Annotated in this window: 14 protein-coding genes; 9 read left to right on the top strand and 5 right to left on the bottom strand. The window is 61.7% G+C overall.

Features of this window, described 5'->3' with window-relative positions:
* Positions 1-75 precede the first annotated feature (75 nt).
* Positions 76-1,299, bottom strand: a complete 1,224-nt coding sequence (locus tag CQ14_RS28780) for a polyhydroxyalkanoate depolymerase (RefSeq protein WP_156435542.1) — start codon at positions 1,297-1,299, stop codon at positions 76-78.
* Between the two features lie 175 nt (positions 1,300-1,474).
* Between CQ14_RS28780 and CQ14_RS28775 the strand changes: the two genes are divergently transcribed.
* Together CQ14_RS28775 and CQ14_RS28770 are read left to right on the top strand one after the other, a co-directional pair.
* A complete protein-coding gene (locus CQ14_RS28775) occupies positions 1,475-2,128 on the top strand; it encodes a glutathione S-transferase family protein (RefSeq protein WP_057861193.1) in 654 nt (217 codons plus the stop codon).
* A 307-nt stretch (positions 2,129-2,435) separates the two neighbouring features.
* The gene (locus CQ14_RS28770; protein ID WP_057861236.1) at positions 2,436-2,870 is read left to right on the top strand and encodes a cupin domain-containing protein; all 435 of its coding nucleotides are present in this window, start codon (positions 2,436-2,438) and stop codon (positions 2,868-2,870) included.
* 251 nt (positions 2,871-3,121) lie between these two features.
* Here the strand turns inward: CQ14_RS28770 and CQ14_RS28765 are convergent, their stop codons facing one another.
* Positions 3,122-3,337: a hypothetical protein gene (locus CQ14_RS28765; RefSeq protein WP_057861192.1), complete on the bottom strand. Its 216-nt coding sequence runs from the start codon at positions 3,335-3,337 to the stop codon at positions 3,122-3,124.
* 234 nt (positions 3,338-3,571) lie between these two features.
* Between CQ14_RS28765 and CQ14_RS28760 the strand changes: the two genes are divergently transcribed.
* A complete protein-coding gene (locus tag CQ14_RS28760) occupies positions 3,572-3,916 on the top strand; it encodes a hypothetical protein (protein ID WP_199805637.1) in 345 nt (114 codons plus the stop codon).
* A 14-nt stretch (positions 3,917-3,930) separates the two neighbouring features.
* On the opposite strand, the gene CQ14_RS28755 is transcribed toward CQ14_RS28760, so the two are convergent.
* Positions 3,931-5,037: a mandelate racemase/muconate lactonizing enzyme family protein gene (locus CQ14_RS28755; RefSeq protein WP_057861190.1), complete on the bottom strand. Its 1,107-nt coding sequence runs from the start codon at positions 5,035-5,037 to the stop codon at positions 3,931-3,933.
* 118 nt (positions 5,038-5,155) lie between these two features.
* Between CQ14_RS28755 and CQ14_RS28750 the strand changes: the two genes are divergently transcribed.
* Complete coding sequence (locus CQ14_RS28750) at positions 5,156-5,992, top strand: AraC family transcriptional regulator (RefSeq protein ID WP_057861189.1); 837 nt, start codon at positions 5,156-5,158, stop codon at positions 5,990-5,992.
* 91 nt (positions 5,993-6,083) lie between these two features.
* Here CQ14_RS28750 and CQ14_RS28745 read toward each other — a convergent pair whose 3' ends face one another.
* Positions 6,084-6,623: a hypothetical protein gene (locus CQ14_RS28745; RefSeq protein ID WP_057861188.1), complete on the bottom strand. Its 540-nt coding sequence runs from the start codon at positions 6,621-6,623 to the stop codon at positions 6,084-6,086.
* Between the two features lie 228 nt (positions 6,624-6,851).
* Between CQ14_RS28745 and CQ14_RS28740 the strand changes: the two genes are divergently transcribed.
* The 5 genes from CQ14_RS28740 to CQ14_RS28720 all read left to right on the top strand — a co-directional run bounded on the left by CQ14_RS28740 (position 6,852) and on the right by CQ14_RS28720 (position 13,252).
* Positions 6,852-7,778 carry an SMP-30/gluconolactonase/LRE family protein gene (locus tag CQ14_RS28740; protein WP_057861187.1) on the top strand — a complete coding sequence of 309 codons (927 nt, stop codon included), beginning with the start codon at positions 6,852-6,854 and terminating at the stop codon, positions 7,776-7,778.
* A 255-nt stretch (positions 7,779-8,033) separates the two neighbouring features.
* Positions 8,034-8,627 carry a GNAT family N-acetyltransferase gene (locus CQ14_RS28735; protein ID WP_057861186.1) on the top strand — a complete coding sequence of 198 codons (594 nt, stop codon included), beginning with the start codon at positions 8,034-8,036 and terminating at the stop codon, positions 8,625-8,627.
* Between the two features lie 24 nt (positions 8,628-8,651).
* Positions 8,652-10,295, top strand: a complete 1,644-nt coding sequence (locus CQ14_RS28730) for a GMC family oxidoreductase (RefSeq protein ID WP_057861185.1) — start codon at positions 8,652-8,654, stop codon at positions 10,293-10,295.
* A 361-nt stretch (positions 10,296-10,656) separates the two neighbouring features.
* Positions 10,657-12,198: a response regulator gene (locus CQ14_RS28725; RefSeq protein WP_156435540.1), complete on the top strand. Its 1,542-nt coding sequence runs from the start codon at positions 10,657-10,659 to the stop codon at positions 12,196-12,198.
* A 559-nt stretch (positions 12,199-12,757) separates the two neighbouring features.
* Entirely contained in the window at positions 12,758-13,252 is a 495-nt protein-coding gene (locus CQ14_RS28720; RefSeq protein ID WP_199805636.1) for an RlpA-like double-psi beta-barrel domain-containing protein, read from the top strand.
* Between the two features lie 38 nt (positions 13,253-13,290).
* Here the strand turns inward: CQ14_RS28720 and CQ14_RS28715 are convergent, their stop codons facing one another.
* On the bottom strand, positions 13,291-14,271 hold the full coding sequence (locus tag CQ14_RS28715) for a PDR/VanB family oxidoreductase (protein ID WP_057861183.1): 981 nt from the start codon (positions 14,269-14,271) through the stop codon (positions 13,291-13,293).
* Between the last annotated feature and the right edge of the window lie 5 nt (positions 14,272-14,276).

Below are 14,276 nucleotides of genomic sequence, written 5' to 3'. Positions count from 1 at the left end.
TCCATGCATCCGCGCGTGCGGCGCGATGGATTGCTTCGCTTCGTTCGCAATGACGTGGAGAGATCGCTGGCTCTCTCACGAATTCACATGCACGAAATCGCGCAGCAGCGGATAGATCTCGTTATTCCAGCGCTTGCCCGAAAACACGCCGTAATGGCCGACGCCGGCCTGCATGTGATGGACCTTGCGATAGGCGCGCACGCCGGTGCAGAGGTCTTGTGCGGCGAGCGTCTGGCCGATCGAGCAGATGTCGTCCTTTTCGCCTTCGACCGTCATCAGGCCCATGCGCCTGATCGAGGCCGGGTCGACCTTCCGGCCGCGATGCATCAGTTTGCCCTGCGGCAACAGATGCTCCTGAAACACGTCGCGCACGGTCTCGATGTAGAATTCGGCGGGCAGGTCCATCACGGCGAAATATTCGTCATAGAAGGTCTTGATGACTGCCGCCTTCTCCTTCTCGCCCTTCGCCAGGTGATTGGCGAGGTCGATATGCTGCTTGATGTGCCGCTCCAGGTTCATCGAGACGAAGGCGGTGAGCTGCACGAAGCCGGGATAGACTTTTCGGAACGCGCCCTTGCACTGCACCGGCACGTAGTTGATCAGGTTCTTCTCGAACCAGTTGATCGGCTTGCTCTTGGCGAATTCGTTGACCTTGGTCGGCTGGATCCGGGTGTCGATCGGCCCGGCCATCAGCGTCAGCGTGGCCGGGCGGGCCGGGTGGTTGCCCTCCGACATCACGGCAGCCGCAGCCAGCGCCGAGACCGACGGCTGGCAGATCGCCACCATGTGCGCGCGCGGGCCGATCTTGTCGAGGAACGTGATCAGATGGTCGGTGTAATCCTCCAGGCCGAAGCGGCCGGCATGAAGCGGAATGTCGCGCGGATTGTGCCAGTCGGTGATGTAGACGTCGTGGTCCTGCAGCAGCGTCTTCACCGTGCTGCGCAGCAGGGTGGCGAAATGGCCGGACATCGGCGCCACCAGCAACAGCCGCGGCTGCTCTGGCGCGTTCTCCTTCTTGAAGTGCAGCAGCGACCCGAACGGGGTCGCATAGGTGACCTCCTCGGTCACCTCCAGCTCCTGGTTGCCGACCAGCACCCGGTCGATGCCGTAGGCCGGCCGGTGATAGGTGAGGGAGGAGCGCGAGATCAGTTCGAGCGAGGCGGCGAGCCGTCCGAACAATTTGTCCGATACGCCCTGCGGCACCAGATTGAGGTATTTCAGCGCCGCCGACGCCCCGGTCCGCCATGGCGCCGTCAGGTCCATGTGGTTCTGGTAGGCCTGGTACATCATTGACATCATTCACATCAGCCCCTGTCCCCGGGGGCCATGCAATATCGACGCCAGAGCGGGGCTGATCGCCTGCAAAACTGGCACGTGGCTTGCTGCGTACAGGGCCCGGCGCACAGGCATTGGGCGGCGGCGCGGCCGGCTGTCTGGGCCCGCGGGGTGTTTTGGGGTTCGAGGAAAAGGCCATATGGCGAAGACCACACTGACCATCTCCAGCAAGAACTACTCGTCCTGGTCCTTGCGCGGCTGGCTGCTCGCGAAATTCTCCGGCCTCGAGTTCGAGGAGGTGGTCACCGCCCCGGACGATGCCTCGGCGCGGGCCGAAATCCTGCTGCTTTCGTCGTCGATCCTGGTGCCGTGCCTGCGCCATGACGGCGCCACCATCTGGGATACGCTGGCGATCGCGGAATACCTCAACGAGGTCAGGCCGGAGGCGGGCCTGTTGCCGGCGGACCGGATCCGGCGGGCGCATTGCCGCTCGATCTGCGGCGAAATCCATTCCGGCTTCACCACGCTGCGCGCCTCACTGCCGGTCAACCTCAAGGGCCATTTCCCCGGCTTCAAGATCTGGTCGCGCGCGCAGGCCGATATTGACCGGGTCTGCACCATCTGGCGCGAATGCCTCGCTGAATCCGGCGGGCCGTTCCTGTTCGGCGAGCGCACCATGGCGGACGCGATGTACGCCCCCGTCGTCACCCGCTTCATGACCTATGACGTCAAGCTCGAACCGGCGCTCGCAGCCTACGCCAGCACCATTATGGCGATGCCCGAAATGCAGGAATGGATCGAGGCCGCCAAGGCCGAGCCCGCCGATATCGAAGAACTCGAGGTCGAATATTAGGCAGGGGCGCGAGGCCTTGCCCGTTTGAACGGCTCAGGCAACGCGCAGGCCTTGCCCAAGCCGGTGCCAGCGGCGAACGGCACGCGCAGTCGTTCCTGGCCGTTTTGCACAGGCTGCGGAATCGGAATTCCTGCCTCCAGCCAATCGGTTCACTGCACTGCCGCCATCCTCTCGCCGCAGTGCAACGCGGCTGGCGCGGATTTCGCATAGCAACACGTTAGCCGTGACGCGACGATGCGAGGCTGCCGAAAATTTGGACGCTCTCCGCTTGGCCGCGATCCCGCCAACGCGAACCGTGGAGGCTTCATTGAACAAGCAGGCTATCGTCAGCAAATTCTCCCACGTCAAACCCGGCGATACCGAATTCAAGGGCGGAGGTCTGCGCGACTTCTTCCTGTATCGCGATCTCGGCATTGCCGATGCCACCGGCGGGCAAGTGATCTGCCATCTGGTCAAGGCCAATCCCGACTTGCCGCCGGAAGAAGGTACCGGCTGGCACAAGCACGAATGCGAATTCCAGATCGTGATCATGACCAAGGGCTGGGCGCGCTTCATGTATGAGGACAAGTCGACCCTGGTGCAGGCCGGCGATGTCGTGCACCAGCGGCCCGGCATCACGCATTACCTGTACGATTACTCCGAGGACATGGAATACCTCGAGATCGTGAGCCCCGCCGACTTCAAGACCGTCGATGTGCCGCCTGCCGTCGACAAGGTGCCGCCGCCCACCCCCTGGAGCTGACTGCCATGTCGTCCCCTGAAGAATTAACACTTGTCGTCGGCCGCTGGCTGCGGCCGATTGTGATGGTGCTCTATGTTGTGCGCTGGTTCGGATGGCGAGCGACATCTAGCCGTGAACAACGGAGTACGGTGCCACATCAGTGATTCGGGCGCGGTTCGTTCCGCCCGCGTTCCCTAAGTTAACACGGCGCGTGTTCCCGTCGCATTCTGGCACAAATGCGGGGTGCGGCTGACCGCGCCCCGCGGTTTCTTTTAGATCGCGCCGGAGCGCGGCAGCCGCCAGCCGACCACCGTGGCCTCGACCATGCCGCCGGTCCTGTCGTTGCGCCATTGACCATCGATCCAGCGGCAGGCGAAGGGCAGTTGATAGGTTCCGCTGTGATCCTCGCAAAGAACTTCCACCGGCAGGTTCGGCGGCGGCTCCCCGTTGCCGTCGAACTGCGCCAGCCGCTTTTCACGCGTTGCCATACAATCAATCTCCACTGCCGCGGCCGGTGAATACCGGTTTGAGGTTCGCGGCTAAATCCATCCACGTTAAGGGAATGAAGCACAGCGCCTGAATGAGGTATCAGTATGGTATCTCTGCGTTCGGGGACCTGCTTGGCGCAAATTGCCGTGATAGATGTTCCCTGCGCCAGATGCATTTGGAACGAGGATTTGATGATTGCTCCGAGGATCGCTTTCGCCGCTTTCGCGCTGCTGATGGCCTCAATACTTTCGACCGTCCACGCGCAGGACGTTCCCGGTATCGAGATCTGCACCGTCGAAAAAACCATGGAGCGGCGTACCTCCTGCCTGCAGAGCAATGTTGACTTCCTGCAGAAGACGATCACCAAGCTCACGACCGATCATCAGCAGAAGCTGGATGCCAGTAACCGCCAGATCGAGGCGCTGAAGGGCGCGGTCGTGAGTCTGCAAAAAGTCGTTAGCGATTTGCAGGCAGCGCAGAGCAAGGCGGCGGACGATGCGAAGAAGACAACACCCGCGGCTAAGGATGCCGCGCCTGCTGCGAAGGATGCTGCGCCGGCAAAGGACGGCGCGAAGTAGCGGCTATCCGCGGATCACGCCACGCGATACTGCTCCATGACGGCCTTGTCCGGCTCATAACCGAGTCCCGGCCCCTGCCGCACCTCGACATTGCCATCACCATCGACGTCGATGCGGCCGCGCCACAAGCACGCGGCGCGTTTCATCGAGAACACCTCGACAAAACTTGCGTCGTCGCGCAACGACATCAGGTGCAGTGTCGCCAAAAAGCCCGGCCCGAAATAGGGCGAATGCGGTGCAAGCCTGACGTCGAACTCGTCGGCGAGGTCGACGACATCAAGATATTCGCTGATGCCGCCGACCTTGATGACGGAGGGCTGCGCGTGGCTCACCGCACCCGCTTTCATCATCTGCCTGAACTGATGCACCGTGCAGGCATTCTCGCCGGCCGCCACATTGAGTCCGCCCTTGGTCCGCACTTCGGCCAGCGTTGCAAAATCTTCCGGCGGCCAGACTGGCTCCTCCAGGAACAGCGGCGCGGCGTCGCGGCAGGAATGCGCAAACGCAATCGCATCCTCGCCATTCAGCGGACAGTTCATGTCAACCATCAGCGGAATGTCGGGGCCGATCGCCTGCCGCGCAGCAAATACTGCGGGCGTCGTGGTCTCATGCAATTTGATAGCCTTGTAGCCCTGTCGCAGCGCCGTCTCGCACTCGCGTGCGATCAATTCGGGCTTGCCGATCCGCAGCAGGCTCGCATAGGCGGGAACGTGCGTACGCCTGGCTTCGCCGATCAACCGGTGCAGCGGCATGCCCTCGACCTTGGCGGCAAGGTCCCACAACGCGATATCGAGCGCCGAGATCGCAAACATGGTGATGCCGTAGCGGCCGAACAGATGCAGGTTGCGCTGGATCTGTTCCATGAAGGCGGGAATATCAGCCGCGTCCGGGACTTGCTGTCCCTGCGTCTGCGGCGCAATCATTTCCTCGATGGCGGCAAAGCTCGTTCGTGGGCAGACATAGGCAAAGGCATCGCCCCAGCCGGCGATGCCGGCATCGGTGGAAACTTCCACCATGACGATTTCCAGCGCCGAGATCGCGGACGCGCCTTGCTTGAAACTCGCCACCCCCGCGTCATAGGGAATGCGGATATGATGGGCCCGAACCTTCGTGATGAGCATGGAACCCCTCCCAAAGCGTCGCCTACATTTGTCAGTGAAGATCGAAGAGCAAGGACTGTCAAATGAGGCGCGGCATAACCGGCGATAATGCGCTTGCTTCGCATGAAAGCTGTCAGTCATGAACCCGGCCCAGAAAGCACTCTGGTACATTGAAAGCCATCTCGCCGAGCCGCTGACGCTCGATGATATCGCCGGCATCGCCGGCGTCTCGCGCTTTCATCTGGTGCGGGCGTTTGCCGCCGCCACCGGTCTGTCGGTGATGCGCTACGTACGCGCCCGCCGGTTGACCAAGGCGGCGCAGGCGCTCGCCGCCGGCGCGCCCGACATCCTAAGCCTCGCGCTGGATGCGGACTACAGCTCTCACGAAGCCTTCACCCGCGCGTTCCGCGACCATTTCGGCACGACGCCCGAAGCGGTCCGCGCCGCAACGTGCCTCGATCATCTCAAGCTTCAGGAGCCCATCGTCATGGATTCCACCCTGCTCGAAAACCTCAAGCCCCCGCGTTTCGAAACCTCCAAGCCATTGCTGGTCGCCGGCATCGCCGAACGCTGCACCCACGAAAACAGCGGCGCCGGCATTCCGAACCTGTGGCACCAGTTTCACCAGAGCGTCGAGCATCTCCCGACGCGGATCGGCAAGGTCGCCTATGGCGTCTGCTGCAACGCCGACGATGCCGGCAATTTCGACTACGTCGCCGGTGTCGAGGTTTTGGACTTCTCCGACCTGCCGCGCGAATTCGCCCGCGTGCGAATACCCGAACAGAAATACGCGGTGTTCACCCATTCAGAGCACATCTCGACCATTCGCCGCACCGTCAACACGATCTGGAATCACTGGTTGCCGAATTCCGGCATGAAGGCCGCCGATGCCCCGAGCTTCGAGCGCTACGACGAAAAATTCGATCCGGTCACCGGCAATGGCGGGCTGGAGATCTGGATCCCGGTCAAGGAGTAGGAAACGGGTAGCGCGTAGGATGGGCGGAGCGGAGCGATAGCCGTCCTCCCTTGCGAGTCCCGATTTGATGGGTTTCGCTTCGCTACCCACCCTACATTTTGCAAAACTCTATACCTTGCCCCGCCAACGACGTGACCAAATGCCGGCAACGCACATCCACCCATCCCACGCACTCCTCGGGGATCACGCGGATGCCTTCGCCGACGATCCTGGTCAACGGACCCGGAACCCATGCGACCAGGTAATTCGTTTGGTCATCCTCGTGGAGATACGCTACCCACGTATCCCAAGGCGGTACGTTGTCGACGGTGAAGAAGCCCTGCGTTTCGGCCTCCGCGACGCCGCATGCGAGATTTTCGTCTGGGAAGTACGCGAGCAGTTTGCCCTCGTAGCCATAGAACTTCTTTTGCAGGGAAATGTTGCCGCCACCGAGGGCCCGACGACGCTGCGTTGCGACAGACTCAATCCATGACTTGCGACTGCTGCTTCCGAATTCGGGCGCGATATCGATGCTTCGAAAGGTCACCAAGGGCGACCAAGGTCGCGGCCGCGATGAGCACCAGGCAATCGTCTCCGCCATGTTCTGAATGAGGTCACCCAAGGAATGGCCCTTCTCGCAATCGAGGTTCATTGGTCTTCCTCTTGCAGTAGCAAGTAGTCGTAGGACGGGTGGAGCGAAGCGATACCCATCCTACACTGGCACCGGACCAAACCTGCCGCAATGCTGCCCTGCGCTTCGCGAACGCCCGTGGTTGCTTGGCAAGCGATATCGACTTTGCCATAACAAGCGCGACAAGAAACGTTGCGCGTGCGGGGTCGTCCGGAATCCGCCTGCAGCCGAAAAGAGCCGGGAGGATTCATGGCCAATATCCGCGTTCTCGCCACCGACCTCGAATTTCCGGAAGGCCCGGTGGTCATGCCTGACGGCTCGGTGGTGCTGGTCGAAATCCGCGGGAAAAGGCTCACGCGGGTCTATCCCGACGGACGGAAAGAGGTCGTCGCGCAAATTCCCGGTGGCCCCAATGGCGCGGCGCTCGGGCCCGACGGCAAGATGTACATCTGCAACAATGGCGGCTTTAGCTGGATTCCGACCGGCAAGATGATCATGCCGGGGCCGCAGCCGGAGGATTATCAGGGCGGCTCGATCCAGCGGGTGGATATGCAGAGCGGCAAGGTCGAGACCGTCGTCGACCGATGCGGCGAGCATGCGCTGCGCGGGCCGAACGACCTGGTGTTCGACAGGCACGGCGGGCTGTGGTTCTCCGATCTCGGCAAGCGCCGCGCCCGCGAGATGGACGTTGGCGCGTTCTACTACATCAAGCCCGGCATGAAGGAGATCGTCGAGGCCGTGCACGGCGTGCTGCCCGCCAACGGCATAGGCCTGTCGCCGGACGAGAAGACGGTCTACATCGCGGAGACGCCGACCGCGCGGCTGTGGGCCTACGAAATCGCCGAGCCCGGCACCATCAAGCCGCGCGACGTGATCTATCGCGGCGAGCGCGGCAAGCCGATCGCGGGGCTTGGCGGCTACCAGATGTTCGACTCGATGGCGGTGGAAGCCAATGGCAATGTCTGCGTCGCGACGCTGGTGTCGGGCTGCATCTCCGTGATCGCGCCCGACGGCACCTTGGTCGAGCAAGTGCCGACCGGCGACCGCGTCACCACCAACATCGCCTTTGGCGGGCCGGAGCTGAAGACGGCCTACATCACGCTGTCGGGCAAAGGCGAGCTGATCGCGATGGACTGGGCGCGGCCTGGACTCGCGCTGAATTTCTTGAACAAGTGATAACGTCCGTCATTGCGAGCGCAGCGAAGCAATCCATGCCGCCACACAGGGATAGATGGATTGCTTCCGCCTTCGCTTGTGCAGCTTCGGCGGACAAGTCGTCGCTGCGCTCCTCGCAATGACGGCGAAAAGAGGATAACCCTCATGGTGAGGAGCGCGGAACGCGCGTCTCGAGCCATGAGGCCAGAGACGGGGCCTTCATCCTTCGAGACGCCGCTTCGCGGCTCCTCAGGATGAGGAGAAGGAGTGTACTGAATGGCCTTTCTTGAACCGGTAACCCTGCAGGGCACGCATGCCCGGCTCGAGCCGCTGTCGCACGATCACGCCGACGGACTGGTGGAAGCCGTAAGCGACGGCGAACTGTGGAAGCTCTGGTACACCGCCATCCCGACCGCCGAGAACATGAAAAAGGAAATCGACCGCCGGCTCGGCCTGTTCGCGGCGGGAACGATGCTGCCGTTCACGGTGTTTGACGCCGAGGGCAAGATCGCGGGCATGACGACCTACATGAACGTTGACGCCGCCAACCGCCGCGTCGAGATCGGCTCGACCTGGTACGCCAGGCGTGTGCAGCGCAGCGCGCTCAATACGCAGTGCAAATTGCTGCTGCTGACTCATGCGTTCGAGAAGTTGAATTGCATTGCGGTGGAATTCCGCACGCATTTCTTCAATCACCAGAGCCGGCGCGGCATCGAGCGGCTGGGGGCCAAGCAGGACGGTATCCTGAGAAGCCACCAGATCGCGCCGAACGGCACGTTGCGCGATACCGTGGTTTACAGCATCATCGCCAGCGAGTGGCCAACGGTGAAGGCCCATCTCAATTATCAACTCAACGACAAGCCGCGGTAATTAAGCCGCGCGAGAAGCGAGACGATGGAAACGTTCGATTACGTGATTATCGGCGCGGGCTCCGCAGGCAGCGTGCTCGCCAACCGTCTGGGAGAAGATCCCGCGAGCCGCGTCTGCGTGCTCGAAGCAGGCCCGAGCGACTGGCATCCCTACATCCATCTGCCGGCCGGTTTCATCAAGACCTTCCACATGAAGAGCATCAACTGGGCCTATCAGCAGGAGCCCGGGCCGTGGACTGGCGGGCGCAGCATCTACGCACCGCGCGGCAAGACGCTCGGCGGCTCGTCGTCCATCAACGGCCATATCTACAACCGCGGCCAGCGCCAGGATTTCGATACCTGGGCGCAGCTCGGCAATCGCGGCTGGGGCTATCCGGACATCCTGCCCTATTTCAAGCGGATGGAGCGCCGCGTCGGTGAATGCGACGACACCTATCGCGGCCGCGACGGCAGTCTCACCGTCACCACCATGGACTGGCAGGACCCGCTCTGCGAAGCCTTCATGGAAGGCGCGGTCAGCCTCGGCATTCCGCGCAATCCTGATTACAACGGCGCAATCCAGGAGGGCGTGTCCTACTGCCAGCGCACCATCGAGAAGGGCCTGCGCGTCAGCGCCGCGACGGCGTTCCTGCATCCGGCGCGCAAGCGGGGCAACGTCGACGTGCGAACGCATGCGCATGTCACCAACCTCATCTTCGAGGGCAAGCGCGCCGTCGGCGTGCGTTATCTCAAGGGCGGCAAGGGCGGCACGCCCGTCGAGTTGCGCGCCGGCAAGGAAGTCATCCTTTCCGGCGGTACCTACAACTCGCCGCAGTTGCTGCAATTGTCCGGCGTCGGCTCGCCGGAACTGTTGCAATCGCACGGCATCGAGGTCCGCCACGCGCTGCCGGGCGTCGGCGAGGGCCTGCAGGACCATTACGCGCCGCGCTCGGTCGCGCGCGTCAAGAATATCAGGACCATCAATGAACTCAGGCGCGGCGTGAGCCTCTGGGTCGAAGCGCTGAAATGGGCGACGACGCGGCGCGGCCTGCTCTCGCTGTCGCCGACCATGGTCTATTGCTTCTGGCATTCCGGCGAGACCACCGAAAGCTCCGACCTGCAGCTCACCTTCACGCCCGCAAGCTACAAGGAAGGCGTGCAGGGCCAGCTTGAAGATGAACCCGGCATGACGGTTGCCTCATGGCAGCAGCGCCCCGAGAGCCGCGGCTATGTCCGCATCCGCTCGGCCGATCCGTTCGCGCCGCCGATCATCCAGACCAATTATCTGGTGGAAGAGATCGACCGCCGCGTCGTCGTCGCCGGCATGAAGCTGGCGCGCCGGTTGCTCGCGTCGAAACCGCTCGCGCCCTATTACGCCTATGAGGATTTCCCCGGACCGAAGGTGCAGAGCGACGACGAATTGTTGGCCGCCGCCACCGAGCGCGGCACCACCACGTTCCATCCCGGCTGCACCTGCCGCATGGGCCCGGCGGATGCCAAATGGGCCGTGGTCGACGACGAGCTGCGCGTACACGGGCTGCAGGGCCTGCGCGTCGTCGATGCCTCGATCATGCCGCGCATGATCTCGGCCAACCTCAACGCCTCGACCTTGATGATCGCCGACAAGGCCTCCGACATGATCCGCGGCAAGACGGCGCTGGAGGCGGTGAGGTTTCCGGTGCCGGCGTAGCGCATTTCAACAAGTGGAATGACGGTCAGCCCGGGACCGAGCTCAGTTTCAAGTTCTATCGTCAGGCAACGAACAAGATCGTCGGCATCTCGGACGAAGCTGCGGCGTTTCTCGGCGAATTTTTCCAGGACGTGTTCATAAAGGCGCAGATGCCCGCTTCTGATGGCCAAGCGGAACTTACGATCAGTTAGAGTATTACCGCTCGTGAGCCACAGCAGACCTGGGCCGGGGATTCCCCCTTTTCAATAAGGGATTGCTTGATGCAGATCAAAGCGGCTCCTGCTCTTGCTTGTGATTTGAATATTTGGGTGGGCAACCGGAGTTGGCGCAGGCGGTATCCCGCTCCGCCTGGGTGAACAAGATGACCATCACACCGGCAACCATCTACGTTGTCGACGACGACTCATCGTTTCGGGTTGCTATTGCCCGGCTGCTCCGAACTGCTGGTTACCGGGTCATGGTCTATGAATCCGGCCGACAGCTTCTCGCAAATCCGCCGCGCACGGAAACAGGCTGTGTACTGCTGGACATGCGCATGCCCGACCTCGATGGGCTCGACGTGCAGGAGCGATTGAACGAAATCGGCTCTGGCTTGCCTATCTTGTTTTTGACGGGACACGGGAGCGTTGAGACCAGCGTGCAAGCGATCAAGGCTGGTGCTGAAGACGTTCTAACAAAGCCGATCCTAAAATCCACGTTGCTCGAAGCCATTGAGCGGGCCGCCCGATGCCGCGGTCGCACCGAGCGGCGATCGAAATCGACAAGCCAAATCCGGACCGCTCCGGCAACTCGCTCTTCTGCCGAGCCGGCGGGCGGACTGGATGCGCGATTCGCCGAAGTCATGGATGCCGCCCCGGTGATGATCTGGGTGTCCGGACCGGACAAGCAATGCATCTGGTTCAACCGGCCATGGTTGACCTTTACTGGCCGCGACATGCAGCAGGAACTCGGTAATGGTTGGTCGGAGGGCGTTCATCAGGAGGATTTCGATCGCTGTCTGGAAACCTACGTCAGCCACTTTGACGCGCGGAAGGAATTCAGAATGGAATATCGGTTGCGTCGCCATGATCGCACCTATCGTTGGATCGATGATACTGGAATTCCGCGCTATGCTCGGGACGGTTCCTTTCTTGGATACATTGGCTCTTGTACCGATATCCATGAGTACAGGGAAACGCAGAGCGAACTCCGACGTCGTCTCCTCGAAATCAGTCGATTAACTCGGCGTGCCGACGCTGCGGCGATAGCCTCGTTGTTTGCACACGAATTGAATCAGCCCTTGGCGGCTATCCTGAGCAATATCGAATCCGCAGAGCTGGACGTTGAAGGGTCTTCCGCGCCCGTTGGCGTGAAGGAAATCCTTTCCGACATTCGTCGCGACAGCCTGCGCGCGTCACAAATCATCCGTCATATGCAGAACCTGTTGCGAAGCGGCGAGCCGGAGATACAAAAGATCGACTTGAATGACGTCGTGGGTCTCGTTCATGAAATCTTGAAGCCACATGCTGCCGAAGCAGGTGTCGAAATGAAAACACACCCCTCGCAAAGCATGCTGGCGGTGCGTGTCGATCCGACTTGGTTGCAGCAGGTTGTGTTGAATTTGGCGTTGAACGCGATGGACGCAACGATGAAAGATCGTCCGGGCCAACGGCGGGTCGTGATGGAAACTCGGCAAGTCGATCGGTCCAAAGCGGGGTTTTCCGTCTCTGATACGGGAACAGGCATTCCAGCTCACCAGCTTTCCAGCATCTTCGAACCGTTCGCGTCGAAGCGAGGCGGTTCGGGGCTTGGGCTGTCCACGTCGCGCGGGATCGTTGAGGCTTTTGGCGGAAGGATCTGGGCAACGAACAAAGCGGGCGGCGGTGCCGTTTTTCAGTTCACGTTGCCATTGCTCGGCGCATAGTTCGTCCAACGTTGCACCGTATGAGTCCGGCTCTGGCCTAAGAGGACATCACAGCCGTGGCGCCAAACGTCCGTTATTGGAGGAGGTAGAGCGGAATGGGCTTGCGCTCGGTGATGTCGCTTAATGACCGGCAGCGTTGAAAAAGTCCTCTCTCGCTGCGACGTGAGGGACCATATCAATTACCGCATTAGCTATCGCTGCCGTCCGTATCGAGTCTACAGAGCCTTGTAGCGGCTGAAATCGCCAATGCGCTACATTGGCGAGATTTTCGGAGCCCGGCGGCTTCGAGTTTTCAACACAATCGATCCCCAGCGGAACTCGTCGAGACAGTGCTCTACGCGAGGCTCCGTTCAGTCATGTTGCTGACGCAATCTCTGTCTTAGTCGATGAGAACTAAGAACGCTGTGCGAGGACCATCGTCGGTTCCCACAACGGTTCCCGTCGCCCGGGTTGGCGCGAATCCGCAAAGAGTTGGCATGAGTTCGTGAACGCTTCCGCGTTCGCTTGACCATGTTTTGCGGCATCGGGAACCGGCCGATCGTAGAAAATCAAAGGAGCTATGATGCTGTTCCGCTCGAGCGCCGCAATTTGCGGCGCGCTGGTTGCGCTTGTCATTTCCGTTCCCGCTGCTCGAAGTGAAATCGCTGCAGTTCATTCAATCGCTGTCGTCGCGGCCGCTTCGGGAGATGCGATCGTTGGTGCAGCATCCACATACAATCCGTTCAAGCCCGGATGGCGAGAGGGCGGCCCGAACACAGCCTCGGGCGAGCGCTATGATCCCTCTGTCTGGGCGGCCGCCATCAAGACAAGCCTGCGTCAGAAATTTGGTGGGGTCCTGTATGGCGCGAGAGCGAAGTATGCCCTCGTTGAAGCTGTAGGCAAGAAGGTCATCGTCAAGATAAATGACGTGGGGCCACTAACGCCTGGCCGCATCATTGATCTCAATGAGCGGACGATGCGCTATTTCGATCCAAGCATGCAGCTCGGAGTACTTAACGGCGTAAAAGTAATGCCGCTGTTGGGGGACTATTGGATCCCGGGACCAGTTGGCTAAACATCGCACGCGAAAAGGTAGAGCACGGCGTCGAAGCGCTAGAAAGCCTCAGCCCGGTACAGCGTGTCGATCGTAACGACCCCGATCGCGCGCGACACGCACGGGCAGATCTTGCGGTTCTCGCGCTTCTGCTGATCGCTGAAGAACACGTCGCGGTGGTCGATCTCCCCCTCGACGGCTACGATGTCGACGGCGCAGACGCCGCATTCGCCGCGCTGGCAGTCCGATATCACCTCGAAGCCGGCGCCGTTCAGCGCGTCGAGCATCGAGCTGTTCTGGGGCACGACGAGTTCAGTGCCGGTATCCTTCAGCCGCACCCGAAATTCCGCTGTCGGCATCAGGCCGCTGGAGCCGAAGGTCTCAAAGCGCAGATCGGCAGGCGCGCGTCCTGCGTCATTCCAGGCGCGGCGCGCGGCTTCCAGCATTCGCATCGGCCCGCAAATGACGGCGATGGCGTCGCGCGGCAGCGCGTGGAAGGTGGCGTCCAGATTGAGCCGGGCGCCCCGGTCGGAGGCGTGCACGGTCAGCTGGTCGCCGAGCAGCGCCGTCAGCTCATCGAGGTACGCGGCGTCGCCATGCGACTTCACGGCATAATGCAGCGGCGCGTCGATGTTCCGGCGGCGCAGCGCCGCAGCGATTCCCGTGATCGGCGTGATGCCGATGCCCCCGGCGATCAGGCAATAGTTCTTCCTCGTCCAATCGATTTCGAGCAGCGATGTCGGATTCGAGGTCTCGATCCGCGCGCCGGCTTTCAACTTCCACATACCGCGCGAGCCGCCGCGGCTGTCCGGCGCCAGCCGAACCGCGATCCGGTAGGTGCCGGCGTCACTGTTCTCGACCAGCGAGTAGGAACGCCGCGCCGGCTGTCCGTCGATCAGCACGGTGACGCTGATGTGGCTGCCGGCAGGGTAGGGCACGACATGGCCGTTCTCGGGGCGCAGGCGAAATTCGCGGATCGTCGGCGTCACGTCGCAGATCGCGTCGACCGTGCACCAGCTCCATTGTTCGGCAAAACGCATGGCGT

The sequence above is a fragment of the Bradyrhizobium lablabi genome, from assembly GCF_001440475.1.
GTDB classification, from domain to species: Bacteria; Pseudomonadota; Alphaproteobacteria; order Rhizobiales; family Xanthobacteraceae; genus Bradyrhizobium; species Bradyrhizobium lablabi.
This window is presented reverse-complemented; position numbering and strand designations above follow the sequence as displayed.

What these genes read in the sequence shown, in the direction of transcription:
- CQ14_RS28720 (WP_199805636.1), top strand. Translation starts at nt 12,758, where the DNA reads ATGATGCTGTTCCGCTCGAGCGCCGCAATTTGCGGCGCGCTGGTTGCG.
- CQ14_RS28715 (WP_057861183.1), bottom strand. Translation starts at nt 14,271, where the DNA reads ATGCGTTTTGCCGAACAATGGAGCTGGTGCACGGTCGACGCGATCTGC.
- CQ14_RS28745 (WP_057861188.1), bottom strand. Translation starts at nt 6,623, where the DNA reads ATGAACCTCGATTGCGAGAAGGGCCATTCCTTGGGTGACCTCATTCAG.
- CQ14_RS28735 (WP_057861186.1), top strand. Translation starts at nt 8,034, where the DNA reads ATGGCCTTTCTTGAACCGGTAACCCTGCAGGGCACGCATGCCCGGCTC.
- CQ14_RS28765 (WP_057861192.1), bottom strand. Translation starts at nt 3,337, where the DNA reads ATGGCAACGCGTGAAAAGCGGCTGGCGCAGTTCGACGGCAACGGGGAG.
- CQ14_RS28725 (WP_156435540.1), top strand. Translation starts at nt 10,657, where the DNA reads ATGACCATCACACCGGCAACCATCTACGTTGTCGACGACGACTCATCG.
- CQ14_RS28755 (WP_057861190.1), bottom strand. Translation starts at nt 5,037, where the DNA reads ATGCTCATCACGAAGGTTCGGGCCCATCATATCCGCATTCCCTATGAC.
- CQ14_RS28775 (WP_057861193.1), top strand. Translation starts at nt 1,475, where the DNA reads ATGGCGAAGACCACACTGACCATCTCCAGCAAGAACTACTCGTCCTGG.
- CQ14_RS28730 (WP_057861185.1), top strand. Translation starts at nt 8,652, where the DNA reads ATGGAAACGTTCGATTACGTGATTATCGGCGCGGGCTCCGCAGGCAGC.
- CQ14_RS28780 (WP_156435542.1), bottom strand. Translation starts at nt 1,299, where the DNA reads ATGATGTCAATGATGTACCAGGCCTACCAGAACCACATGGACCTGACG.
- CQ14_RS28750 (WP_057861189.1), top strand. Translation starts at nt 5,156, where the DNA reads ATGAACCCGGCCCAGAAAGCACTCTGGTACATTGAAAGCCATCTCGCC.
- CQ14_RS28760 (WP_199805637.1), top strand. Translation starts at nt 3,572, where the DNA reads ATGGCCTCAATACTTTCGACCGTCCACGCGCAGGACGTTCCCGGTATC.
- CQ14_RS28740 (WP_057861187.1), top strand. Translation starts at nt 6,852, where the DNA reads ATGGCCAATATCCGCGTTCTCGCCACCGACCTCGAATTTCCGGAAGGC.